This window comes from Stenotrophomonas bentonitica (genome assembly GCF_013185915.1).
GTDB classification, from domain to species: domain Bacteria; phylum Pseudomonadota; class Gammaproteobacteria; order Xanthomonadales; family Xanthomonadaceae; genus Stenotrophomonas; species Stenotrophomonas bentonitica.
Map to the genome: position 1 here is coordinate 1 of NZ_JAAZUH010000003.1, position 24,502 is coordinate 24,502.

21 protein-coding genes and 4 tRNA genes are annotated in these 24,502 nt (G+C 67.5%); 8 read left to right on the forward strand and 17 right to left on the reverse strand.

Annotated features, from left to right (window positions below):
- The 5 genes from HGB51_RS15920 to HGB51_RS15940 all read right to left on the reverse strand — a co-directional run.
- Nucleotides 1-445 (reverse strand): GTP-binding protein (locus HGB51_RS15920; protein ID WP_171966890.1); only part of this gene is annotated, 445 nt, incomplete at its 3' end.
- A gap of 40 nt (nucleotides 446-485) precedes the next feature.
- Nucleotides 486-561 (reverse strand) — tRNA-Thr (locus HGB51_RS15925).
- 47 nt (nucleotides 562-608) lie between these two features.
- Nucleotides 609-682: transfer RNA gene (locus tag HGB51_RS15930), tRNA-Gly, on the reverse strand.
- A 37-nt stretch (nucleotides 683-719) separates the two neighbouring features.
- Nucleotides 720-805 (reverse strand) — tRNA-Tyr (locus HGB51_RS15935).
- Between the two features lie 136 nt (nucleotides 806-941).
- Nucleotides 942-1,952: an isoaspartyl peptidase/L-asparaginase family protein gene (locus HGB51_RS15940; protein WP_084739124.1), complete on the reverse strand. Its 1,011-nt coding sequence runs from the start codon at nucleotides 1,950-1,952 to the stop codon at nucleotides 942-944.
- A gap of 218 nt (nucleotides 1,953-2,170) precedes the next feature.
- Here HGB51_RS15940 and HGB51_RS15945 point away from each other — a divergent pair, with 218 nt between their 5' ends.
- Nucleotides 2,171-4,909, forward strand: a complete 2,739-nt coding sequence (locus tag HGB51_RS15945) for a TonB-dependent receptor plug domain-containing protein (protein WP_070209625.1) — start codon at nucleotides 2,171-2,173, stop codon at nucleotides 4,907-4,909.
- 999 nt (nucleotides 4,910-5,908) lie between these two features.
- Here HGB51_RS15945 and ychF read toward each other — a convergent pair.
- From ychF to HGB51_RS15985, 8 genes are all read right to left on the reverse strand, one after another.
- Nucleotides 5,909-7,000 (reverse strand): redox-regulated ATPase YchF, encoded by a 1,092-nt coding sequence (gene ychF, locus HGB51_RS15950; RefSeq protein WP_102946472.1) that lies wholly within the window; start codon nucleotides 6,998-7,000, stop codon nucleotides 5,909-5,911.
- A 70-nt stretch (nucleotides 7,001-7,070) separates the two neighbouring features.
- Nucleotides 7,071-7,649 (reverse strand): aminoacyl-tRNA hydrolase, encoded by a 579-nt coding sequence (pth, locus tag HGB51_RS15955; protein ID WP_070209438.1) that lies wholly within the window; start codon nucleotides 7,647-7,649, stop codon nucleotides 7,071-7,073.
- Nucleotides 7,650-7,696: 47 nt separating this feature from the next.
- Nucleotides 7,697-8,314: a 50S ribosomal protein L25/general stress protein Ctc gene (locus HGB51_RS15960; protein WP_070209437.1), complete on the reverse strand. Its 618-nt coding sequence runs from the start codon at nucleotides 8,312-8,314 to the stop codon at nucleotides 7,697-7,699.
- A gap of 80 nt (nucleotides 8,315-8,394) precedes the next feature.
- Complete coding sequence (locus HGB51_RS15965) at nucleotides 8,395-9,354, reverse strand: ribose-phosphate diphosphokinase (RefSeq protein ID WP_026070235.1); 960 nt, start codon at nucleotides 9,352-9,354, stop codon at nucleotides 8,395-8,397.
- A gap of 109 nt (nucleotides 9,355-9,463) precedes the next feature.
- Nucleotides 9,464-9,540 (reverse strand) — tRNA-Gln (locus tag HGB51_RS15970).
- 9 nt (nucleotides 9,541-9,549) lie between these two features.
- Nucleotides 9,550-10,419, reverse strand: a complete 870-nt coding sequence (ispE, locus tag HGB51_RS15975) for a 4-(cytidine 5'-diphospho)-2-C-methyl-D-erythritol kinase (protein ID WP_070209436.1) — start codon at nucleotides 10,417-10,419, stop codon at nucleotides 9,550-9,552.
- Complete coding sequence (lolB, locus tag HGB51_RS15980) at nucleotides 10,416-11,078, reverse strand: lipoprotein insertase outer membrane protein LolB (RefSeq protein ID WP_070209435.1); 663 nt, start codon at nucleotides 11,076-11,078, stop codon at nucleotides 10,416-10,418. Before lolB ends, ispE begins: the two co-directional genes overlap by 4 nt.
- Nucleotides 11,075-12,742, reverse strand: coding sequence for a tetratricopeptide repeat protein (locus HGB51_RS15985; protein ID WP_070209434.1), 1,668 nt, complete (start codon nucleotides 12,740-12,742; stop codon nucleotides 11,075-11,077). Before HGB51_RS15985 ends, lolB begins: the two co-directional genes overlap by 4 nt.
- Before the next feature lie 64 nt (nucleotides 12,743-12,806).
- On the opposite strand from HGB51_RS15985, the gene hemA reads away from it, so the two are divergent.
- The 4 genes from hemA to ppk2 are packed head-to-tail and all read left to right on the forward strand — an operon-like array spanning nucleotide 12,807 to nucleotide 17,680.
- On the forward strand, nucleotides 12,807-14,090 hold the full coding sequence (gene hemA / locus HGB51_RS15990) for a glutamyl-tRNA reductase (RefSeq protein ID WP_070209433.1): 1,284 nt from the start codon (nucleotides 12,807-12,809) through the stop codon (nucleotides 14,088-14,090).
- A complete protein-coding gene (prfA, locus tag HGB51_RS15995) occupies nucleotides 14,068-15,153 on the forward strand; it encodes a peptide chain release factor 1 (RefSeq protein ID WP_070209432.1) in 1,086 nt (361 codons plus the stop codon). The genes hemA and prfA overlap by 23 nt, the downstream gene beginning before the upstream one ends.
- Entirely contained in the window at nucleotides 15,150-16,850 is a 1,701-nt protein-coding gene (locus HGB51_RS16000; protein ID WP_171966891.1) for an O-linked N-acetylglucosamine transferase family protein, read from the forward strand. Before prfA ends, HGB51_RS16000 begins: the two co-directional genes overlap by 4 nt.
- 47 nt (nucleotides 16,851-16,897) lie before the next feature.
- Nucleotides 16,898-17,680, forward strand: a complete 783-nt coding sequence (gene ppk2 / locus HGB51_RS16005) for a polyphosphate kinase 2 (protein ID WP_070209648.1) — start codon at nucleotides 16,898-16,900, stop codon at nucleotides 17,678-17,680.
- Between the two features lie 9 nt (nucleotides 17,681-17,689).
- Here ppk2 and HGB51_RS16010 read toward each other — a convergent pair whose 3' ends face one another.
- Together HGB51_RS16010 and HGB51_RS16015 are read right to left on the reverse strand one after the other, a co-directional pair.
- Nucleotides 17,690-18,253, reverse strand: coding sequence for a TlpA family protein disulfide reductase (locus HGB51_RS16010; RefSeq protein ID WP_070209647.1), 564 nt, complete (start codon nucleotides 18,251-18,253; stop codon nucleotides 17,690-17,692).
- Nucleotides 18,250-19,524, reverse strand: a complete 1,275-nt coding sequence (locus HGB51_RS16015; RefSeq protein WP_070209646.1) for a YihY family inner membrane protein — start codon at nucleotides 19,522-19,524, stop codon at nucleotides 18,250-18,252. Before HGB51_RS16015 ends, HGB51_RS16010 begins: the two co-directional genes overlap by 4 nt.
- Before the next feature lie 73 nt (nucleotides 19,525-19,597).
- Here HGB51_RS16015 and wrbA point away from each other — a divergent pair, with 73 nt between their 5' ends.
- The 3 genes from wrbA to HGB51_RS16030 all read left to right on the forward strand — a co-directional run bounded on the left by wrbA (nucleotide 19,598) and on the right by HGB51_RS16030 (nucleotide 21,080).
- Nucleotides 19,598-20,188, forward strand: coding sequence for an NAD(P)H:quinone oxidoreductase (wrbA, locus tag HGB51_RS16020; RefSeq protein WP_171966892.1), 591 nt, complete (start codon nucleotides 19,598-19,600; stop codon nucleotides 20,186-20,188).
- On the forward strand, nucleotides 20,185-20,523 hold the full coding sequence (locus tag HGB51_RS16025; RefSeq protein ID WP_171966893.1) for a DUF2069 domain-containing protein: 339 nt from the start codon (nucleotides 20,185-20,187) through the stop codon (nucleotides 20,521-20,523). The genes wrbA and HGB51_RS16025 overlap by 4 nt, the downstream gene beginning before the upstream one ends.
- A gap of 71 nt (nucleotides 20,524-20,594) precedes the next feature.
- The gene (locus tag HGB51_RS16030; RefSeq protein WP_102946459.1) at nucleotides 20,595-21,080 is read left to right on the forward strand and encodes an asparaginase domain-containing protein; all 486 of its coding nucleotides are present in this window, start codon (nucleotides 20,595-20,597) and stop codon (nucleotides 21,078-21,080) included.
- Between the two features lie 51 nt (nucleotides 21,081-21,131).
- On the opposite strand, the gene HGB51_RS16035 is transcribed toward HGB51_RS16030, so the two are convergent.
- Entirely contained in the window at nucleotides 21,132-22,871 is a 1,740-nt protein-coding gene (locus HGB51_RS16035) for a S8 family peptidase (protein ID WP_171966894.1), read from the reverse strand.
- 533 nt (nucleotides 22,872-23,404) lie between these two features.
- The gene (locus HGB51_RS16040; RefSeq protein ID WP_070209679.1) at nucleotides 23,405-24,502 is read right to left on the reverse strand and encodes a branched-chain amino acid aminotransferase; all 1,098 of its coding nucleotides are present in this window, start codon (nucleotides 24,500-24,502) and stop codon (nucleotides 23,405-23,407) included.

Here is a 24,502-nt window from a genome sequence, read left to right on the forward strand (position 1 = left end):
GTTCCAGCAGCTCGGCGTCGTCCACCATGTCGGCCTTGTTCAGGAACACGACGATGTACGGCACGCCGACCTGGCGCGACAGCAGGATGTGCTCGCGGGTCTGCGGCATCGGGCCGTCAGCAGCCGAACAGACCAGGATCGCGCCGTCCATCTGGGCGGCACCGGTGATCATGTTCTTGACGTAGTCAGCATGGCCCGGGCAATCGACGTGGGCGTAGTGACGGTTCGGGGATTCGTATTCGACGTGTGCGGTCGAGATCGTGATGCCACGAGCCTTTTCTTCCGGCGCGGCGTCGATCGCGGAGTAATCCTTGAACTCGCCACCGAAGCGCTCGGCACCGATCTTGGTCAGTGCGGCGGTCAGCGTGGTCTTGCCGTGGTCGACGTGACCGATGGTGCCGACGTTGACGTGCGGCTTGGTGCGCTCGAACTTACCCTTGGCCATGGCTGCTTATCTCGAAATCGTCTGAATGGTGGCACTTAGATGGTGCTCACGAAAGGAATCGAACCTTCGACCTCCTCCTTACCAAGGAGGTGCTCTACCGACTGAGCTACGTGAGCGAGTTTTGAATTATGGCACGAATTTGAATATATTCAAACTCATTCAATGGAGCGGGAGACGGGGATCGAACCCGCACCATCAGCTTGGAAGGCTGAGGTTCTACCATTGAACTACTCCCGCAACGGAAGCTCTTGCCACAACTGAAACTACGTGAAACTGGTGGAGGGAGGTGGATTCGAACCACCGAAGGCGTAAGCCAGCAGATTTACAGTCTGCCCCCGTTGGCCGCTTGGGTATCCCTCCTTACCACCCTGTCCCTGGCGCCGAAGCGTTTTCGGTGTGGGGTGGAAGAGCCGTGAATTTTGGGGGTGAATGCGGGTTCTGTCAACAACCTTTTTGAATTTTTTCACACGAATCGCGCAAACGCCGCAAATACGGCCTATTGGCCGGGAAGCGGCAGCGTTTCATCGTCGAAGATGGCCACGTGCGGCACGCCGTCGACGCCGATCCAGCCGCGATACATGCCCTGCGTATTGAACGGGGTGGCCGCGCGCCCATCGGCAGAGAGCACGATCGCACCGCCGTCGCCGCCCAGCGCGGGGATACGCGTGTTGATCACGTCACGCCCCGCCTGTTCCGGCCCCTGCTTGAGGTACTCCATGCGTGCGCAGATGTCGTGCGCGGCCGCGGTGCGGATGTAGTACTCGCCCCAGCCGGTGCCGGACACGGCGCAGGTGGCGTTGGCGTAGGTGCCGGCACCGATGATCGGCGCATCGCCGACCCGGCCGTAGCGCTTGTTGGTCATGCCTCCGGTGGACGTACCGGCTGCAAGGCGGCCTTCTGCGTCGAGCGCGACCGCACCGACGGTACCGAAGTGCTTTGCGGTCTCCAGGTCGGCATGCGCCTGGCCGCTGGCTTCTTCCTTCAGCGCACGCTGCAGCTGCTGCCAGCGCTTTTCCGTGCGGAAATACGAGGGATCGACCAGCGTCATGCCCTGGCTGGCGGCGAACGCTTCGGCGCCCTGCCCCACCATCATCACGTGCGGGGAGTGCTGCATGACCGCTTCGGCGAGCAGGATCGGATTGCGCACGCGCTGCACCCCGGCCACGGCACCGGCCTTGAGGGTGGCGCCGTCCATCAGCGCGGCATCCAGTTCGTTGCGGCCGTCGTGGGTGAAGACCGCGCCCTTGCCGGCATTGAAGGTAGGGTCGTCCTCCAGCACGGTGATCGCGGCGGTCACCGCGTCCAGGGCCGGCTTGCCGGCGGCCAGCGCCTGGTGGCCCTTCAGCAGGGCCTGGCGCAGGGCGTCGCGGGCGGCCTTTTCCTCGGCCGGCGAGAGATCCTTGCGCTGCACCCCTGCCCCGCCATGGATGACCAGCACGGGGTCGGCGGCCAGGGCCACTGTCGGGGACAGGCACAGGGCAAACAGCAGGGTGGAACGCAGGCGCATGGGGGAGAGTCCGGATGAAGGGGCGGAGCGGCCATCATGGCCCAGCCCCTGGCCGGCAGGCACCGCCTGTTCGTCATGGGTTACGCGTCATGCGCTACCTGAAGGCCGGCGACTGGCGGCCTACGTAAAAAAGGCGTTAAATGCGCGCCGCCCATCCACCGAATGTGAATGGGGGTCAGGGACCTCCCTTGAGGCCCACTTTCTTTCTGGGAATTCTCATGCGTAAACAGGCGATGGCGTGGTCGATCCAGCTGGCGTTGATGGGTGTGGCCGCAACGGCGGCCGCCCAGTCCCCGGCCGCTCCCGGGGTGCAGCAGCTGGACACGGTGCAGGTCACCGGGTCGCGTATTCCGCGCGCGCAGGTCGAGGGACCGGCGCCGGTCACGGTGATCACCGCCGAGCAGATCCAGGCCAACGGCTTCACCAGCGTGCCGGACGTGCTGCGTTCGATGACCCAGAACGGCGGTGAGACCCAGAGCCAGCAGTCGTCCAGCGGTGCCGATTTCTCGCCCGGCGCGCAGCAGGTCGACCTGCGCGGGCTGGGCCCGAACCACACCCTGGTGCTGGTCAACGGGCGCCGCATCGCCGATTTCCCGATGCCGTTCCAGGGCCGCAGCAACTTCACCGACGTGTCCAACATCCCGCTGGGGATGATCGAGCGGATCGAGGTCCTGACCGGCAGCGCGTCGGCGATCTACGGTTCGGACGCGATTGCCGGCGTGGTCAACTTCATCCTGAAGAAGCAGGTCGATGGCACCACGGTCGATGTGCGCATGGGGACCACCAGCGAAGGCGGCGGCGAGTCGTTCGACATGAGCATCGCCAGCGGCTTCGACAGCGGCCGCTTCAGCGCGGTGTACAGCCTGGAACTGCAGTCGCAGACGCCGCTGTGGGCGTATGAGCGGGCGCAGCAGGACTCGACCCTGGACGCGCCCACCGAGAGCGCGCGCGCGGCCCGTCGCGCCTACCTGCGCACCGACTACAACGACGATTACCTGGACCCGGGCCAGGCCACCTGCGATGCGCTGGCCGGGCAGAACAAGGGCAGCACGTACTACGCGGAGCGGCCGCGCTACGGGTTCTACTGCGGCAGCGACCGTTCGATCGGTTACGGCACGATCCTGAGCAAGCGCCGCGGGGCCAACGGCTATGCGTCGCTGCGCTACGGCTTCGACAACGGTGCGGAGTGGTTCGCGGACGTGCAGCTGGGCTACCACGACATCGCGCTGATGCGCGACGTGACCCAGTGGGGCCTGATGGCGGCCGACGGCAACGAGGACGGCTACTTCTTCAACCAGGCGACCGACCAGGTGGAGTTCTGGCAGCGTCAGTTCTCGCCGGAAGAAATGGGCGGGCTGGACCGGGGGATGATCCGCAGCACGCAGAAGACCTTCAGCGTGACCACCGGATTCAAGGGCTCGCTGGGCGCGGCGTGGGATTACGAGGCGTCGCTGAGCCATTCGCAGTACCAGTCGTCGATCCGCTGGCCGCAGATCATCGCGGCCAAGGCGAACGATCTGTTCCTGGGCCCGCAGCTGGGCGAGGACGACGACGGCTTCCCGATCTACAACGCGGACCCGGCACGCCTGTACCGGCCGCTGAGCCGCGCCGAGTACGATTCGATCGCGGCGCGCACGACCTATACGCCGAAGTCGCGTACGGACACGGCGGCGTTGACGCTGACCAACGGCGAGCTGTTCGAGCTGCCGGGTGGCAAGGCGGGGTTCGCGGCGACGGCGGAGTTCGGCAACCAGTCGTACGCGCTAAATCCGGATCCGTTGGCGACGCAGTACTACTACTACAGCTGGAAGGATTCGGACGGCCACGGCAGCCGCAACCGCTGGGCGACGGCGGCGGAGCTGCGCCTGCCGCTGCACGAGACGCTGAACGTGAGCGTGGCGGGCCGCTTCGACCAGTACCGCTATTCGGGCAATACGATCGGCAAGGCGACGTGGAGCGGCGGCATCGAGTGGCGTCCGATCGATACGCTGCTGGTGCGCGGTTCGTACGGCACGGCGTTCCGTGCACCAGACCTGCACTATGTGTACGCGGGCCCGGGCAACGATGAGACGAGAGCGAACGACTACTACGCGTGCGCGGTGGACGGTGCGGACGATTGTTCGGACTACGAGGAGAACCTGATCCGGACGCGTGAGGGCAACCGCCAGCTGGATCCGGAGACGAGCACGTCGTGGAGTGCGGGGCTGGTGTGGTCGCCGGCGATCGGGCTGGACCTGTCGGTGGACTGGTTCGACATCGACATGCGCGACCAGGTGCAGGACATGGACGTGAGCACGATCCTGCGCGACGAGGCGGCCTGCCGCCTGGGCGATGCGGACGCGGCATCGCCGACCTGCGTGGACGCGGTGAACCGGGTTACGCGGACCGACGACGGTCGGCTGTACGGGGTGCATGTGAGCCCGATCAACATCGCGCGGGAGACGACGCGCGGGATCGACGTGGGCGTGCGCTACCGACTGGGCACGGGGATCGGCGATTTCATCCTTAGCGGCAACCATACGTGGGTGCAGCGCCACGATTTCCAGCAGTTCGCAGGCGATGTGGTGGAAGACCAGTTCGCGGTGAACAGCGGGTTCGACATTCCGCGCACGAAAACCAGCGCGAGCCTGACCTGGGAAAACGCGGCCTGGTCGGCAACGCTGTACGGTTCGCGCCTGGGCAGGCTGCCGACCTACGACAGCTACGACCAGAGTTTCGACTGGGAGAGCGGCGACAGCCCGTGGATGAAGGCGACCTACCGCTACAACCTGTCGCTGCAGTACCGCTTCGACGACCATTCGCGCCTGTCGTTGTCGGTGGTGAACCTGTTCAACAAGATGCCACCGAAGGATGCGACCTACACGCCGTACCCGTACTACGACGTGTCGTGGTTCGATACGGTGGGGCGTACGATCAACCTGCAGTACACGCATAAGTTTGGTGGTACTCCGCTGTAAGCGGGGTTGTTTTGAAGGGCCGCTGACATATTTGTCGGCGGCCTTTTTTTTGGGTTGCACGTTGTACGGTGTCGCCGGGCTCTGCCCGGCTGCTGTTGGGTTTTGGCGAACAGCCGTGGGGTGCGCGGGTTCCCTGGTTTGGGCCGCCCGGTGCCGGTTTGCGGGGTCGCCGTAAACCCATCCATGGGGGCTAAGCGGACGCCATCCATGGCGCCGATTCCCCCGCAAACCGACCCCGGTCGACCCTTTGACAGTGGGCCGGTGGCCATGGGAAATGCAGGGGCCGATCATTTCCATGCGTTACCGGGCGCGGGTGATTTCACGGCGGTTGTTTGGGAACCAAGCCTACCGGAGCGTGCCCCCCTCGTAGCGCCACGCCATGCGTGTCCACCGTGGACCAGCAGCCCGCGCTTTCGTGTCGACCATCGGTCGACACATCGGCTTTTCCCTTGGCCCGCGGCCCACTATCGGAGGGTCGGCGGGGGTGGGTTTGAGGGGGCACGAGCCGCATGGGTCGGGCGCATGCGCCCGACGGGTTGGGCAGGAGCCCAACCCCGGTCTTGCCGTGTGCGCAGGACAGCGCACACGTGCAAGCGGCGATGAGCCTACATGGATGTATTTACGGCGTCCCCCACAAACCCGCACCCGACGGCCCTGACCAGGGAAACCCCGCACCCCAAGGCTGTTCGCCTGAATCCAACAGCAGCCGGGCAGAGCCCGGCTCTACTTCTCCACACCACGCGTGGAAAGCGATGGGGGTTTGCTGTGGACAAGTCACGTAAGCCACGCGCCGCAACGTTCTCGAACGGTGGTGATTTTTTATCCAGTAGTTGTCCGGGTTTTCCACACCGTTCGTGGAAAGCCATGGGAGTTTGCTGTGGACAACTCCGTTGAAGACTGCGCCGCAATGGTTTCGAAGCGTGGTGAATTATTGTCCAGGCCAGAACGCAAACGCCCCGCTCAAGGCGGGGCGTTCGGGTCGATCTGCGCGGGTGCGGATCAGACGTTGAAGCGGAAGTGCAGGACGTCGCCTTCCTGGACGCGGTATTCCTTGCCTTCCAGGCGCAGGCGACCTGCTTCCTTGGCACCGGCTTCGCCCTTGTACTTGATGAAGTCGTCATACGCGATGGTTTCCGCGCGGATGAAGCCCTTCTCGAAGTCAGTGTGGATCACTGCGGCCGCCTGCGGCGCGGTGGCGCCCTTGCGCACGGTCCACGCGCGGACTTCCTTGACGCCCGCGGTGAAGTAGGTCTGCAGGCCCAGCAGCTTGTACGCCGCGTTGATCACGCGGTTCAGGCCCGGCTCGCTCAGGCCGAGATCGGCCAGGAACGTATCGCGGTCTTCGTCGTCCAGCTGCGACAGCTCTTCCTCGATCGCCGCGGAGACCGGCACCACCATCGCGCCCTCCGCCGCTGCGTGCGCACGCACCGCTTCCAGGTGCGGGTTGTTCTCGAAGCCGTCTTCCAGCACGTTGCAGATGTACATCACCGGCTTCAGCGTCAGCAGGAACAGATCGCGCACCAGCGCCTTCTCTTCCTCGTCCAGCCCGACCGAACGGCCAGCCTTGCCGTCGGCCAGCGCCGCCTGCAGCTTCGCCAGCACCGGTTTGCGCGCCGCCGCATCCTTGTCGCCGCCCTTGGCCGCGCGCTCGGCGCGGTTCAGCGCCTTTTCCACGCTGTCCAGGTCGGCCAGGGCCAGCTCGATGTCGATCGTCTCGATGTCCGAGATCGGATCCACCTTGCCCGCCACGTGGATGATGTCGCCATGCTCGAAGCAGCGCACCACGTGCGTGATCGCGTCCACCTCGCGGATGTGCGCCAGGAACTTGTTGCCCAGGCCCTCACCGCTGGCCGCACCGGCGACCAGGCCGGCGATGTCGACGAACTCCACCGCGGTCGGAATGACTTTCTGCGGATTGATGATCGCCGCCAGCTCGTTCAGGCGCGGATCCGGCACCGGCACGATGCCCACGTTCGGTTCAATGGTGCAGAACGGGAAGTTGGCCGCCGCGATGCCCGCCTTGGTCAGCGCGTTGAACAGGGTCGACTTGCCGACGTTGGGCAGGCCGACGATGCCGCATTTGATACCCATCTTTGACAACCTCTGGGGTGAAAGTGATTGGTGAAACGGCGCACGCGCCGCTTGGCCAATCCGTTTCGCGTCAGCGCGGCGTATGCAGCCGCTTCATCGCTTCGTTGTAATCGCCCTGCACCGCCAGCGGCAGCACGTCGATCGCATCGTCGATGGCACGAGCCGTCAGGATCTCGTCCTCCTTGGACGGGCGTCCCAGCACCCAGCCCACCACGCGGTCCTTGTGACCGGGATGACCGATGCCGATGCGCAACCGATGGAATTTTCCGTGACCCAGCAGACGCATGGTGTCGCGCAGGCCGTTCTGGCCACCGTGGCCGCCGTCGAACTTCAGGCGTGCCACGCCCGGAGCCAGGTCCAGTTCGTCATGCGCCAGCAGCGTGTCCTCCGGCTCGATCTTCCAGAACCGCTGTGCGGCGGTGACCGATTTGCCACTGAGGTTCATGAAAGTGGCGGGCTTGAGCAGCCACACCGGCTGGCCGGCGATGTCGACCTTGGCGGTCTCACCGAACAGCTTGCTGTCCACGCTCCAGCGTGCGCCCGCTTTTTCAGCCAGGGCCTCAACGAAATGAAACCCGGCATTGTGCCGGGTCCGGGCGTGTTCCGATCCGGGGTTGCCCAGACCGACGATAAGTCGCAATCCTGCCATTGTCCCTTCCAGCACGGTGCCTGCCCGAAGGCAGGCACCGATGGGTATTACTCGGCAGCCGGTGCTTCTTCGTCGGCCGCTTCAACCTTGCCGTGCTTGGCCGTGACGATCGCATCGTCATGGTCCTTGCCCTGGGCCAGGGCCGGGATCTCAACGCCCTTCGGCAGCTTGATGTCCGACAGATAGACCACGTCGCCAGCCTTCAGGTCGGCCAGGTCGACGTCGATCGATTCCGGCAGGTCCTTCGGCAGGCAGCTGACGGTCACTTCCTTCAGTTCGTGGGTGACCACGACGTCGGCAGCCTTGCCGGCCGGCGAGGTGTCTTCGTTGATGAAGTGCAGCGGCACGTTGGCGGTCAGGGCCTGGTTCTCATCCACGCGCAGGAAATCCAGGTGCATGATCAGCTGCTTGTGCGGATGGCGCTGCATGTCACGCAGCAGGACCTTGGTGATCTGGCCGTCCAGGTTCAGGCTCAGGATCGACGAGTAGAACCACTCGTTCTGCTGGGCAAGCCAGGTAGCGTTGTGGTCCAGGCTGATGGCGACCGGTTCGGCGTTGCCGCCGTACACGATGGCCGGGATCACACCGGCGTGACGCAGGCGGCGGCTCGCACCCTTACGCTGCAGTTCACGCTTGGTGACCTTGATTTCATGGGTCTTCGACATTTTCGTTCTACCAGTTGTTGCCTTGCCGGAGTGGCTTGGCGGTGAAAGGAACGTCCGCGACCAGACGTTCCAGAAAAAAATCAGTCCACGTACAGCGAGCTGACCGACTCGCCGAAGGCGATGCGGCGCATCGTCTCGGCCAGCATTTCCGCCACGCTGAGCTGGCGGATCTTGCTGCACACCCGCGCCTCTTCACGCAGCGGGATGGTGTCGGTCACCACCAGCTCGTCGAGCTGGGAGTTGTTGATGTTGTCCACCGCCGGGCCCGAGAGCACGGCGTGGGTGCAGTACGCCGCCACCTTGAGGGCGCCGCGCGCCTTCAGCGCCGCAGCAGCCGCACACAGGGTGCCGGCGGTGTCGACGATGTCATCGACCATCACGCAGGTCTTGCCTTCGACGTCACCGATGATGTTCATCACGGTGGAGACGTTGGCGCGCGGACGGCGCTTGTCGATGATCGCCAGGTCGGCGTCGTCCAGGCGCTTGGCGACGGCGCGCGCACGCACCACGCCACCCACGTCCGGGGACACCACGATCAGGTTTTCAGTGCCGTAGGCGCGCCAGATATCGGCGAGCAGCAGCGGCGAGGCATACACGTTGTCCACCGGCATGTCGAAGAACCCCTGGATCTGGTCGGCATGCAGGTCCACCGTCAGGACGCGGTCGGCGCCAACGGCGCTGAACATCTTGGCGGCGACCTTGGCGGTGATCGGCACGCGCGAGGAGCGCATGCGGCGATCCTGGCGCGAGTAGCCGAAATACGGCACCACGGCGGTGACACTGTTGACCGAGGCGCGCTTGAGCGCATCGATCAGGACCAGCAGTTCCATCAGGTTCTCGGCGCTGGGCGCGCAGGTCGGCTGGATCACGAAGACGTCCTGCTTGCGGACGTTCTCTTCGATTTCGACCTGCACTTCCCCGTCGGAGAAACGCGACACCAATGCCTTGCCCGGCCGGACCCCCAGTTCCTTGCAGATGCTCTGCGCAAGGCGCTTGTTGGCGTTGCCGGAAAATACCAGCAGGTTCGGGTGTTCTTGCATCATGGCGGTCTCGGGCGGGAGCGATTGGCGGAGAACTGGCGACAACACTGCGGCCGATCAACCGTGTCCGCGCAGGCCTGCGCCGGAAAACGCGGTTGACGTCCGCAAGTGGCAGGGGCGGGAGGATTCGAACCTCCGAATGCCAGGATCAAAACCTGGTGCCTTGGGCCTCTTGGCGACGCCCCTGCATCAAAATCAATAACGCTCGAGTACATCAAGCAGTGGCGAGCGCTCAACGCCCGCAGCCACCCATGCCCGCAGTCCTTCCGGCAACTCCGCCAGGCCCTGCTCTGCAGCAGCGCGCGTGTCGAACTCGACGAAACAACCGCTTCCCGACCCGGTGAGTCGTGCCCGGCCGATGCTGTCCAACGCGATGAGCACTGCCTCTACGGCAGGTTCGCGACGGCGCAGTACCGGCTCGAACGCATTCCCGAGCAAAGACCCGGAAGCGAAGTCCGCTATTTTCGCCACTGGGGCGTCGCGCGTCAAATCCGGCGAGCCGAAAAGTGCGGCGGTGGGCACGTGGACGCCGGGATCGGCGATCACATACCAGGCCGGCGGCAGGGCCAGCGGGGTCAGGCGCTCGCCCACCCCCTCGGCCCAGGCGTTGTGGCCGCGCACGAACACCGGCACGTCCGCGCCCAGCTGCAGGCCCAGTGCGGCCAGGGTGTCGACGTCCAGACCGGTCCGCCAAAGGTAGTTCAGGCCCACCAGCACGGTCGCAGCGTCGGACGAGCCACCGCCGAAGCCGCCACCGGCCGGAATGCGCTTTTCGATGCTGATATCAGCACCATGGGCGACGTTAGCATGCTTTTTCAGCAGCATGGCCGCGCGCACGGCGAGGTCGTCGGCCTCGGCCACGCCGGCCACCGAGGGACCGTCACGGCGAACCCGACCATCTTCACGCACGCCGAGCCGGACCCGGTCGCCCCAGTCCAGCAGGCGGAACACGCTCTGCAGCTCGTGATAGCCGTCGGCCCGGCGACCGGTGATATGCAGGAACAGGTTCAGCTTGGCCGGGGCCGGCCACCACGCCCCGTTGCCGTTCAGGTCCGCAGCGCTCATGGGGTGTCGAGCACCCAGCCGTCCACCAGCAGGCGCACCTTGGCGTCGCCCTTGACCGCTTCGATCCGGCGCGGCAGCACCGGGCGGTCGCCTTCGGCCGGGTACCAGTCCAGGTACTGGATGTACCAGCCCATCTGCTGGAAGCGGCGCGGACGCCCTTCCGCGTCGCGATCGACCTGTCCTGCGGCGCTCGCACCTTCGGCGACCAGTCCGCGTACCCAGTCCGGCAGCTGGTTGACCGGAATGTCCCAGCCGGTGGCCTCCAGCAGCACCTGCTGCGCGTCCGCGCCCTGGCGCGGTCCGCCGTCGACGCCGTCCAGCCGGCCGCTGCCCTGTTCGCTGTCACCGGTCAGGGTCCAGCTCTGCCGGGTCACCGGCGCGCTGAGCGACACCACGTACTGGCGCGCCTGCTGCCGCCAGTCGATGCGGCCGCTGCCGCCATTGCGCCCCTTGCTGACCGCAACCCGGCCTTCGAACGACCAGGCCGGCCAGGCGCGCACCTGCTCCACCCGCAGCGCCTCGGCCTGCGCCGCTTCGGCACTGACGGTGCTGACCACTTCCGGTGCGGCCGGCGCCTTGCGCGCGTCCAGCGACACGCAGGCCGACAACGACAGGGCCATGGCCGCCGCGCAGGCGGCCTTCATCGACATCCACTTCATACGCCGTATTTCTCGATCACGCGCTGCAGCGCACGGTTGTCCGGATCCAGCCTGCGCGCCTCGTCGAAGAAGCGGCGGGCCTCGTCCTTGCGGCCGAGCACCCACAGCACTTCACCGACATGCGCGGCGATTTCCGGGTCCTTGGCCAGGGTCCAGGCCCGGCGCAGCTGCACCAGCGCTTCTTCCTTTCGGCCGAGGCGATACAGCACCCAGCCATAGCTGTCGACGATGGCGGCATTGTCCGGTTCGGCCACGCGGGCGCGGTCGATCAGCTCGAGCGCTTCCTGGTAGCGCGTGGTGCGGTCGGCCAGGGTGTAGCCCAGCGCGTTGAGCGCGGCCACGTTTTCCGGCTCGGTCACCAGGATCTTGCGCAGGTCGGCCTCGGCACGCGGCACGTCGTCGCGGCGCTCCCAGGCCAGCGCGCGGGCATACAGCAGCGCATTCTCGTCCGGGTAGGCGGCCAGGCCACGGGCCAGCGCGTCCAGTTCGCCCGGCAGGTCGTTGCCGCGCTGGTGCAGCTCGGCCTCGAGCAGGTAGGCGTCGCGACGCGCTTCGTCGTCGATGCTGGCGTCGGACTGGAGCGCATGCACGCCGGCGAACGCCTTGTCGGTGCGGCCCAGTTCGTACTCGGCGCTGGCTGCGCGCAGGCGCGCTTCGGCGCGCTCTTCGCCACCTGGCACGCTCAGGTACCAGTCCACCGCTTCGGCATGGCGCTTCAGATATTCGGCGATCTTGCCGAGCAGCAGGCGCTGCGCCGGATCCGGCTTGGTCGCCTGCTTCGACAAGTCGGTGTACAGCGCCAGCAGCGCGGTGTCGTCCTTCTGCTTGGCCAGCAGCGAGGCCCGCATGCCCCAGGTCTGCACGTCCTGCGGGCCTACCGACAGCACCCGTTCGGCCGCCTTGGCATCGCCCATGGCGTCGTAGGCGATCGCCACCGCGTTGCGCAGCTCGGGGTCGGCGACGGTGCGCGGCTCGACCGCGCGCAGGGCCGCCAGCGCCTCGTCGGCCTTGCCGGCCTGGAACATCAGGCTGGCATTCAACAAGGCCACCCGCGGCTCGCCGGGGAACCTGCGCACCACTTCGTCGACCATGCGCCGGGCCAGCTCGGGGCGGTCCATGCGCATGGCCAGGCGGCCGAATTCCTGCCACGGCTCCAGCTGGTTCGGAATGGCGTTGTCGTCGACCAGCTGGCCCAGCACATCGGCCGCGGCGGCCGGGTCGCGGCCACCGCCGACCAGGGCGGCCAGCGCGAACTTCCAGCCGCGCGGGTCCGGATCACGCAGCAGCGCGGCCAGTTCGGTGCGGGCGCCTTTCACATCGCCCTTGCGCAGGTCCAGCGCAGCGGCGCTGCTGCGCATGGCCAGCGAGCGCGGGGCGCGCTTTTCCCACAGGGCCAGCGCACGGGTGGCGCGCTTGTCGTCGTCGGCCAGCATGGCGATGCGGGTCGCCCGTTCGGCCAGGCCGGCGTCGTCGCGGCCCGCCTCGGCCGCCTCCAGGTACCAGCGCGCGGCGTCGGCCAGCTTGCCGGCCTGCAGGGCGAACTCGCCGGCCATCACCGGGGTCAGCGACGCCGGTTCGGCCGGGGTCGCCGGAACCGCCGCAAGGGCCTGGGCGGCGGCCAGGGACAGCAACAGAACGCTGGAGATGCGAATCAATGCGGGCATCGGGGGCTTCTGGCCTTAAAATGACGACTTGAATGGCCAGCAGCTTATCGCAAGCAACTGAACAATGACCCTGTGGGTGCTCGGACTGAATCACCAGACCGCGCCAGTGGAGCTGCGCGAACGCGCCTCCTTTGGCGGCGACGCCCTGCCCCAGGCATTGGCGTCGCTGCGCGATACCCCGCAGGTGGCCGAAGCGGTGCTGCTCTCCACCTGCAACCGCACCGAGCTGTACGCCGTGGCCGATTCCGCCGAGGCGCTGGCGCACTGGCTGGAAAGCCATGCCGGCCAGCTGCACGGCTACCTGTACCAGCATGCCGACGCCGATGCGGTGCGCCACCTGTTCCGGGTCGCCACCGGGCTGGACTCGATGGTGCTGGGCGAGCCGCAGATCCTGGGCCAGGTCAAGGACGCCTGGGCCACGGCGCGCGACCACGGGCTGCTCGGCCAGCGCCTGGACCGGCTGTTCCAGCAGACCTTCTCGGTCGCCAAGCGCGCCCGCACCGATACCCGCGTCGGCGCCAATCCGATCTCGGTGGCCTCCACGGCCGTCCGCCTGGCGCAGAACTCGTTCGCGCGGCTGGAAGACTCCACCGTGCTGCTGGTCGGCGCCGGCGAAACCATCGAGCTGGCCGCCCGGCACCTCAGCGAAGGCCGGGTCCGCCGCCTGCTGATCGCCAACCGCACCCTGGCCCATGCGCAGGAGCTGGCCACCCGCCATGGCGGAGTGGCGCTGCCGCTGAGTGAGCTGGACCGGCACCTCGGTGAGGCCGACGTGGTGTTCTCGGCCACCGCCGCGCGCGAGCCGGTGATCGGCACCGCCCAGGTCGCCGCCGCGCTGCGCGCGCGCCGGCACAAGCCGATGCTGCTGTTCGACCTGGCCGTGCCGCGCGATATCGAATCCGGCGTGGGCGAGCTGAAGGACGCCTTCCTGTACACCGTGGACGACCTGGAGCGCGCGGTGGAAGACAACCGCCGCAGCCGTCGCGAGGCCGCCGCCGAAGCCGAAGCGATCATCGAGCTGCAAGTGTCGCGCTTTGTCGAAACCCAGCAGGCCAGCGCGCACCAGGCGCCGCTGCGGCAGCTGCGCGCCTATGGCGAAGCGACCCGGGTGGAGATGCTGGACAAGGCCCGCCAGCAGCTGGCACACGGCAAGTCGCCGGAAGAAGTGCTGGAGCTGCTCGCGCACGGCCTGACCAACCGCCTGCTGCATCCGCCCACCGCCGCCCTGCGCGCCGCCGCGCTCAGCGGCGATACTGAGCTGACCCGCGCCGCCGAGCGCCTGTTCCCGGCCAAGCCGGGCTACCACCACGCTGTTGAGAGGACCGATGACGCCGACCCTGCGCCGTAAGCTGGAAGCGCTGGCCGAGCGCCGCGAAGAACTTGAACGCCTGCTGGCCGACCCGGACGTGGTCGGCGACAACGAGCGCTTCCGCAATTTTTCGCGCGAGTTCGCGCAGCTGCAGCCGATCGCCACCGCCCTGGCCGACGAAGCGCGCGCGCTGGCCGACCTGGCGGCGGCCGAGGCCATGCGTGCCGACCCCGACCTGCGCGAGCTGGCCGACGAGGAAATCGCCGCCGCGCAGGAGCGCCTGCAGCAGCTCGACCACGATCTGGCCCTGCTGCTGGTGCCGCGCGACCCGCGCGATGACGGCAACCTGTTCCTGGAAGTGCGTGCCGGCACCGGCGGCGACGAGGCGGCGATCTTCGCCGGCGACCTGTTCCGCATGTACGCGCGCTATGCCGAGCGCCAGGGCTGGAAGGTCGAGATCGAATCGGACAGCCCCGGCGAGCACGGCGGCTACAAGGAGATCGTGGCGCGCGTGGTCGGCCGTGGCGCTTACTCAAAGCTCAAGTTCGAGTCGGGCACCCACCGCGTGCAGCGCGTACCCGCCACCGAATCGCAGGGCCGCATCCACACCTCGGCGGCGACCGTGGCGATCATCCCCGAGGCCGACGAGGTCGATGACATCGTCATCAACCCGGCCGACCTGAAGGTCGACACGTTCCGCTCTTCCGGCGCTGGCGGCCAGCACGTCAACAAGACCGAGTCGGCGATCCGGATTACCCACGTGCCCAGTGGCGTGGTGGTGGAATGCCAGACCGAACGCAGCCAGCACGCCAACCGCGACAAGGCGATGAAGCGGCTGAAGGCGCAGCTGCTCGACAGCGAACGCAGCAGGCAGGCGGCAGCGACCGCGGAAAGCCGACGCCTGCAGGTCGGCAGCGGCGACCGCAGCCAGCGCATCCGCACCTACAGCTTCCCGCAGGGCCGGATCACCGACCACCGTGTGGAAGGTCTGACCCTGTACGACCTGCCCAACATCATCGCCGGCGAAATGGATGGCCTGGTCGAACGCCTGATCCACGAACACCAGGCCGACGAACTGGCCCAGCTGTCCGCCGGGGCGTGAGCATGGACCCGCAGCGCGCGCAGCTGCGCATGGCGGTACAGCGGCAGCCGCAGGACTTCATTGCCTGGGTGATGCTGGCCGATGCCGAGCTGGAAGCCGGCGACACCGTGGCCGGCGACCTCGCCGCCCAGCGCGCGCTGCAACTGCGCCCCGGACATCCCGAGGCCCTGGCACGACTGGGCCGGACCCGCTGGATGCAGGGCCGCCACGACGAGGCCGCCACCCTGCTGCGACAGGCCGCAAACCTGGTGCCGCAGCATCCGGGCATTGCGTTGTGGCTGGGCCATGCGCTGGAAGACGCCGGCCAACCCGAAGCGGCCGCCGATGCCTACCGCCACGCGCACCAGTTGCTGCCGGGCGAACCCTACATCACCGCGCAGCTGCTCAACTGGCAGCGTCGCCTGTGCGACTGGCGCGGGCTGGACGCGCTGGCGCAGCAGGTGCGCCAGGCGGTGGCGCAGGGCGCGGCAGTGGTCGAGCCGTTTGCCTTCCTCAACGAAGACAGCAGTGCCGCCGAACAGCTGGCCTGTGCGCGGCAACGCGCGGCCGGTATTGCCAGCGGCCTGCGCGCGTTGCCGGCCACGCGCGTGCGCGCGCAGGGTCCGCTGCGGGTGGGCTTCCTCTCCAATGGCTTCGGTGCGCACCCGACCGGCCTGCTGACCGTGGCGCTGTTCGAGCAGCTGCGCGTGCTGGGCGGGCTGGAGCTGCACCTGTTCACGCTCAACCGCGATGACGGCAGCGCGATCCGCGCGCGCCTGCAGGCGGCCGCCAGCACGCTGCACGATGTGTCTGCCCTGCCCCACACCGGCATCGCCGAGCGCATTCGCGCGGCGGGGGTGGATGTGCTGTTCGACCTGCGTGGTTGGGGCGGCGGCGGCACCCCGGCGGTACTGGCGATGCGCCCGGCCCCGGTGCAGGTGACCTGGCTGGCCTATCCCGGTACCTCCGGCGCGGACTGGATGGACGTCGTACTGGCAGACCGCTTCGTACTGCCCGAAGCACTGGCGCCCGCCTTCAGCGAGCAGGTGCGCTACCTCCCGCGCGCGTTCCAGCCGTCGGACAACACCCGCGTGCTGGAGCCGGTGCCGGACCGCACGGCCTGCGGGCTGCCGCAACAGGGCGCGGTGTTCTGCTGCTTCAACAACAGCTACAAGCTCAACCCGCGCAGCATGCGCCGCGCCTTCGCGGTGCTGCAGGGCGTAGCGGGCAGCGTGCTGTGGCTGCTGTCCGGCCCGGGCAACGCCGATGCGCGGCTGCGGTCGGCCGCGCGCGAGGCCGGTTTGGACCCGGCGCGGCTGGTGTTCATGCCGAAGCTGCCGCATCCGGTGTATCTGGCGCGGTACCAGCACGCGGATCTGTTCCTGGATACCCATCCGTACAACGCGCATACCACCGCCTCCGACGCGTTGTGGGCGGGGTGCCCGGTGCTGACGGCTCCCGGAGCGACGTTCGCCTCGCGTGTTGCCGGCTCGCTCAACCATCATCTGGGGTTGGCGGAAATGAACGTTGCCGATGACGCGGCGTTTGTCGCCAAGGCGGTCGCGCTGGGCAACGACCCGCAGGCGATGACGGCGCTGCGCGCCAAGCTGGCGCAGGCACGGGCAAACAGCGGCCTGTTCGACATGGCGGGTTTCGCGGTTGATTTCAACGCCCAGGTCGAGGCCATGGCCACGGAACGCGGGTGGCAGGGGCGTTGACACGGCGCGGTGTACCCTGAGGTCCACCGTCCCGCCACGAGGCCCCCATGGGCAAGCTCAAGCGCAAGGCCTACCAGGAACTGCTGGAACCCATGCAGCTGGAAATCACCACCATGGCGCGCTGGGTGCAGCACACCGGGCAACGCGTGCTGGTGCTGTTCGAGGGCCGCGACACCGCCGGCAAGGGCGGCGCGATCCAGTCCATCGCCGAACACCTCAACCCGCGCCAGTGCCGGGTGGTGGCACTGCCCAAGCCGACCGAGCGCGAAAGCACCCAGTGGTATTTCCAGCGCTACGTGTCGCACCTGCCGGCGGCCGGTGAAATCGTGCTGATGGACCGCAGCTGGTACAACCGCGCCGGGGTCGAACACGTGATGGGCTACTGTACCGAGGCCGAGTACCGCGCCTTCCTGGCGCAGGCGCCGGTGTTCGAGCAGCTGCTGGTGGACGACGGCATCCTGTTGTTCAAGTACTGGCTGACAGTCGACCAGGCCCAGCAGGAAGAACGCTTCGCCGAACGCCACGTGGACCCGCTGAAGGGCTGGAAGCTGTCGCCGGTCGACCTGAAATCGCGCAGCAAGTACACCGCCTACACCGAAGCGCGCGAGGCGATGCTGCGCGCCACCCATCGCGAGGCGTCGCCGTGGACGCTGGTCGACTTCAACGACCAGCGGCGCGGCCGCCTGGGCCTGATCCGCAACCTGCTCGACCGCCTGCCCGACACCCACGTGGACGATCCGGTGCCGGAACTTCCGCCGTTGAAGGGCAAACTGCATGAAGAGCAGTTCGGCGTGTTGAAGCCGATCAAGGGGTTTGACGAAGAAGGTTGAAGGCGCGATTTACGCGCCTTTCGCGATTTCCTTCTCGATGTCGGCCGCAGTGACCGGACCCAGGAACTGCTTGGCGACCTTGCCGTCCGGGGCGATCAGGTAGGTCATCGGCAGGCCGCGCGGCACGGCGAAATCTTCCGGCGGGTTGTAGGTGTCGACCAGCACGATCGGATAGGTCACCGGCAGCTTCTTGAGGAAGTCCTTCATCTCCGCCGGGTCGATGTCCTCGTAGGCCAGGCCGACCACCTCGATCTGCTCGCGCATCGCATGCAGCGCCGACAGCTCCGGCATTTCCTTGCGGCACGGGGCGCACCAGGTCGCCCAGAAGTTCACCACCACCCACTTGCCACGGTGCGCGGCCAGGTCGTAGGTGCTGCCATCGAGGGCCGGCAGCACCAGCCGCGGCTGCTCGGCGGTGGCACGCTCCAGGTCGGGGCTGGCGCTGTCGGTCGGCGCAGCCGGTTCGGTCACCGGCGCCGGTGCGGGTGCAGCGGCTTCGGGTTGCGGGGCGGGCTTGTTGCAGCCGGCCAAGGCCAGCAGGCCCAGCGCAAGCAGCAGGGGCTTGGCGGTCATGGCGTATCTCCGTGGGGGGTATAGATGTCGCTGACGCGGCGCTTGAGCAGCTCGCGCAGGGGCAGGCGCAGCGCGTCCAGCGCCGCCACCGAGGCGATGCCGAGGCTGTCGTCGCGGTACGGCAGGTAGGCTTCCTTGACCGGGATGCGCAGCTGCGTGGATTCGTAGAGGTCGGCCAGGGTGAGCTTGTCCAGATCGCGCGCGAGCAGCCATTCGCCCTGCTCGTCGCGGCGCACCACGCGGATCGCTTCCAGGTCGCAGAGCATGCTCTGCAGCAGCGAATCGGTGAGCATCGGCTCCAGCCGCAGCACCTCGTCCTCGTCCAGGCCGCGACCGTCCAGGCGGGCCTGGTGGAAGCGCCCGATCAGGCGCAGCAGGCCGTACAGCTCGTAGCCGGTGGGCAGGCGCAGGTCGGCCGGCTGGTAGCGGAAGGCGGCGATCGACGAGGCCAGCGAGGCGCCGAGCAGCACCGAGACCCAGCACAGGTAGATCCACAGCAGCAGGATCGGCACGAACGCCACGGTGCCGTAGAGCTTCTGGTAGGACTGGAAGCTGCCGAGGTAGGCGCCCATGCCCCACTTCACCAGCTCCAGCATCACCGCCGCCAGGATCGCGCCGGGAATGGCGTGGCGCCACTTCACCGTGTGGTGCGGCACCACCCGGTACACCAGCATGATGCAGACGAACTCGATCAGGATCGGGGCGATGGTCAACGAGGCGTCGGCGAGCAGGCGGCCCTCGCTGGTGCCGAACAGCGGCAGCGCGAACACCCGCGCCGAGACCGCCAGCGAGGCGGCGGCCAGCATCGCGCCCAGGGTGAGCACGGTCCAGTACACCAGGAAACGGGTGAGCTTGGGCCGGGTCGAGCTGACCCGCCAGATCTGGTTGAAGGTTTCTTCCACGCTGTTGAGGGTGATCAGCAGCGACACCACCAGCGCGATGAAGCCGGCGGCGGTGAGCTGGCCGGCACTTGCCGAGAACTGGCGGAGGTAGCCTTCGGCAGCGCGCGCGGCATTGGGCACGAAGTTGGAGAACACGTAGTCGCTGAGCGTGTCGCTCCAGCGGTCGAACACCGGGAACGCCGAGAGCACCCCGAACACCACGATCGCCAGCGGCACCAGCGCGAACACCGTGGTGTAGGCCAGCGAGGCGGCAGCCTGGAACAGGCGGTCGTCCAGGAACCGGCGCCACAGGAAGCGACCGAAGCTGGCGGTACGGGCCCGGTCGCGCCCGCGTTCCAACCAGAGATTGAGGGTATCCAGGGGTTCCATCCAGGCAAGCGTACCTGAAGCCGGGTGGAGGCAATGCCATACTGCGGACCGGATGGGTCACAACGGAAGCAAGATGGCGGAGATTCTGGTGCTGTACTACAGCCGCGGCGGTTCGGTGGCGCGGCTCGCGCGCCAGATCGCGCGTGGCGTCGGCGAAGTGCCGGGCATGAGCGCGCGCCTGCGCACGGTGCCGCCGGTGGCGGCAGTGACCCAGACCGCGCGACCGCCGGTGCCTGAAGAGGGCGCCCCGTACGTGAGCGTGGAGGACCTGGCCGAATGCAGCGGCCTGCTGCTCGGCAGCCCGACCCGGTTCGGCAACATGGCCGCGCCGGTCAAGCATTTCCTGGACGGACTGGGCGCCGAGTGGGTCAACGGCACCCTGGCCGGCAAGCCGGCGGGGGTGTTCACCTCGACCGCGTCGCTGCACGGCGGGCAGGAATCCACGCTGCTGTCGATGCAGGTGCCGCTGCTGCACCACGGCTGCCTGATCGTGGGCATTCCCTTCACCGAACCGGCGCTCAGCCACACCACGACCGGTGGTACGCCCTATGGCGCCAGCCATGTGGCCGGCGCGGACGACAATCCGGTGCCGAGCGAAGACGAGGCCGTGCTGGCCCGCGCGCTGGGCCGGCGCGTGGCCGATATCGCACGGCGGCTGGGATGAGCGCGCGCGCGCAGAAGTGGACGTTGGCAGCGGTGCTGCTGGCGCTGGCCGCGGTGTATGCCGCGTGGTTCGCGCAGGACCGGCACTGGCTGGCCAGCCAGCTGGTCTTTACCCTGCCGCCGCTGCTGCTGGCCGTCGGGGTGCTGCTGGGCCGCGGAAAGGCGCCGTTCTGGGCCGGGGTGCTGGCGCTGTTCTGGTTCAGCCACGGCGTGATGAGCGCCTGGAGCCACCCGGAGACGGCGCACTGGGCGTGGGCGGAGATGCTGCTGGCGCTGGCGGTGATCGGGGTATCCAGCGCGCCTGGGTTGCGGAAGCGGTTCGGCCCGAAGGGGTGATGCCGCGCGGTATCATGGCACCCTGGCGCGGGCTGTTCCGCGCGGCTCACGCTCACACCAGGATTGCGGCAATGGAAGAACTACTGATCATCACCACCGGTGGCACGATCGACAAGATCTACTTCGACGACAAGTCGGACTACCAGATCGGCGATCCGCAGATCGGGATGATCCTGCGCGAACTGGGCGTGACCTTCCGCTTCAACGTGATCCCGATCCTGCGCAAGGACTCGCTGCACATCAGCGACGAGGACCGAGAGCTGATCCGCGCCACCATCGCCGCGCAGCCGACCCGCCACGTGCTGGTCACCCACGGCACCGATTCGATGGTGCAGACCGGCCGCGTGCTCAAGAGCATTCCCGACAAGACCATCGTGATGACCGGCGCGCTCAGCCCGGCCCGTTTCCGCGGTTCGGATGCCGAGTTCAACATCGGCTGCGCGATCGGCGCGGTGCAGTCGCTGCAGCCGGGCGTGTACATCGCCATGAACGGCCGCATCTGGAACCCGGAACACGTCCGCAAGAACGTGGCAGCCAACCGATTCGAAGACGCATGATCGCGCGCCCATGAAAAAGGCCCCGGCACTGCCGGGGCCTTTTTTTCATCCTCAGTACTGCGCGGTCAGGGTCACGCCGGAGAAGGTGGTGTACGCCTTCACCCGCACATGCCAGGTACCCGCCGCCGGGGCGGTGATCGTGCAGGTTTCGTTGTTGCCGCTCTGGTACGGGCGGCAGGTGTACACGGTGTCGGTCGGGGCGCTGCCCGAACGCACGTACAGGTCGGCGTCGCCCGTGCCACCGGCGATGGTCACCTTCAGCTGCGAGCGCCCGGCCGGCACCGCGACCGTGTAGGCCAGCGACGCACCGCTGGACGCGCCCAGGCCGGTGACCGGCACGTTGTTCTGCAGGGTCCCGTTGCCCGGGTTCGGGTTGGTCCCGCCCAGTGCCGCAGTCACTGCCGCATCGGCGTCGACGATGCCTGCACCGCAGCCGCCGCTGCATGCGCCCGGGAGGGGACGCACGGTGTTCTTGAGCAGGGTTTCAACCGCCGCCGGCGACAGCGCGGTCGGCGCGACCGACTGCACCAGCGCGACCACGCCGGCCACGTGCGGGGCCGCCATCGAGGTGCCGTTGTACGACGCATACGATGCGCTGCCCGGCACCGTGGTGCCGCTGTTGAGCGTGGACAGGATTGCCGCGCCCGGGGCCGAGACGTCGATGCCGGCACCGTAGTTGGAGAAGCTGGCGCGCGCGCCGGCCGAGGTGGTGGCCGCCACCGCGATCACGTTGGCGCAGTTGGCCGGCACCGCCGAGGACACGTTGGTATTGCTGTTGCCGGCCGCCACCACCACGGTGGTGCCGCGCGACACCGCGCCGTTGATCGCGTTCTGGTAGGTGGCCGAGCAGGTACCGCCGCCGCCGAGCGACATGTTGATCACTTCGGCCGGGTTGGCATTGGCCGGCACGCCGCTTACGGTGCCGCCCGAGGCCCACACGATCGCATCGGCGATGTCGGAGGTGTAGCCGCCGCACTTGCCCAGCACGCGCACCGGCACGATCTTGGCGTTGTACGCGGTACCGGCCACGCCGGTGCTGTTGTTGGTCACGGCGGCGATCGTGCCGGCCACGTGGGTGCCGTGCCAGCTCGAGTTCGAGGCCGGATAACCGGCGCCGCATTCGTTGGCGGCGTACCAGTCGCCTTCGTCGTTGGGGTTGCTGTCGCGGCCACCGCCGTCGCGCGCCATCGCCGCGTCGCTGATGAAGTCATAGCCGGGCAGGATGTTGGCATTGAGGTCGGCATGGTTGGTGATGCCGGTGTCGATCACGGCCACCACCACGCCGGTACCGGTGGCCTTGTCCCACGCCGGGCGCACGTTGATCGAGGCGTTGCTGGTACCGAAGCCCCACTGCTCGGACAGGCGGGCGTCATTGGGAGTCAGCGTGGCGCGCATCAGCTGGTCGACTTCGACGTATTCCACGTTCGGGTCGGCGGCCAGGCGGCGCATCAGCAGTTCCGATTCCGCTGCGTCCAGCGGGCGGTCGGCCTTGACCACGGTCGGGCCGATGGCCAGGGTGCGCAGCTTCTGCAGGCCCAGCGCGCGGCCCTGGGCGGCCGGAACCGCGGCGGCCGCCGCCTTCAGCGAGCTGGCCAGTACCGTCGGGGTCGCCACGTCGGTGGCGCCATCCTTGTATTTCACGATGAAGCGCTGGTGGGTCGGCGCGGAGGCCAGGCCACTGAGCTGTACGTCGCCGGCAAACGCCGGGGCGGCGAGCAGCAGGGTCGAAAGAACAGAACCACCGAGTACAACCAATGCACGCTGACGCAGACGCTGCGAATCATGAGACATCGGAATTCCCTTTAAGTCGTGAGGAGCCGTCGATGCGGCGAGGTGGGTTCGATGCAGCGCGGTGAAAGACGGCGTGTATCGAACCTGGAAGACGGATCGGTTTCCCCTGTGCAACCGCCCGACCCGGGACGCTAGTGGTTCGGTCCTGCCGCAACAATGTTTCAGCCCGCTTTCAGGCTTGTGAAAAGTCCGAATTGAGACTTTCCGGGTCAAGGGTTTGTGAATGTGAAGAAACTTTCGGGTAGGGAAAAGGTCAATGCGCGTGTAATCCGTGTCCTGCGTCACTGTCTTGTGCGTCATGTGCAGGACATCGTTTGCGCAACAATGGGTTAGGTGGGTTTGGATCGTTCTGACGCGGGGGTTATCGGGAAGGCTCCAGCCACGCAGGGCGTGGCTCTACCGGTGACCGACACAGTTCACAGGGGTGACCGACACGGCGGTAGAGCCACGCCCTGCGTGGCTGCTCGGCGACCCCAACGAAAAAGGCCCGCCTGTTGCCAGGCGGGCCCTTCGTTCATCACTGGATCGCTGGATCAGCCGTCCAGGCGCACCAGCCAGCCATGGCGGTCCGGCAGGCGGCCGTACTGGATGTCGGTCAGTTCCTTGCGCAGCGACATGGTCACTTCACCGGCCGGTGCGTTCAGGTCGCCCACCGAGAAGCCTTCGCCCTTGAGCTGGCCGATCGGGGTGACCACCGCCGCGGTACCGCAGGCGAACACTTCGGCGATCTCGCCCGAGGCCACGCCCTGCTTCCACTCGTCGATGCTGACCTTGCGCTCTTCCACCTTCATGCCGCGGTCGCGGGCCAGCTGCAGGATGCTTTCGCGGGTGATGCCTTCGAGGATGCTGCCGGACAGTTCCGGGGTCACCAGGGTGCCGTCCTTGTAGACCAGGAACACGTTCATGCCGCCCAGTTCTTCCAGGTACTTGCCTTCCACCGGATCCAGGAACAGCACCTGCGAGCAGCCCTGCGCCTGCGCCTTCTGCTGCGGCAGCAGCGAGGCCGCGTAGTTGCCGCCGCACTTGGCCGCACCGGTGCCGCCCTTGGCCGCACGTGCGTATTCGGTGGACAGCCAGATCGCCACCGGGGCCACGCCCTTGGCGAAGTACGGACCGGCCGGGCTGGCGATGACGTAATAACCAGCCTTCTGCGCGCCACGCACGCCAAGGAAGGCTTCATCGCCGATCATGAACGGACGGAAGTACAGGCTGGATTCGTCGGCCGACGGCACCCAGCTGGCATCCACCGCGATCAGCTGCTTCAGCGATTCGACGAAGATCTCCACCGGCAGTTCCGGCAGCGCCAGGCGCTGCGCCGAGCGCTGCAGGCGGCGGCCATTCGCGTCCGGGCGGAAGGTCCAGATCGAACCGTCGGCGTGGCGGTAGGCCTTGATGCCTTCGAAGATTTCCTGACCGTAATGCAGCACCGCGGCGGCCGGGTCCAGCTGCAGCGGGCCGTAGGCGCGCACGCTGGCGTCATGCCAGCCGGTGTCCTTGTCCCAGCGTACTTCCACCATGTGGTCGGTGAAGTGCAGACCGAACCCCGGCGCGGCCAGGATGCGCTCGCGCTCCTCGCTGCTGCGCGGGTGGGCGGAACGGGTGGTGGTGAAGTTCACGGAAGACTGGGACAC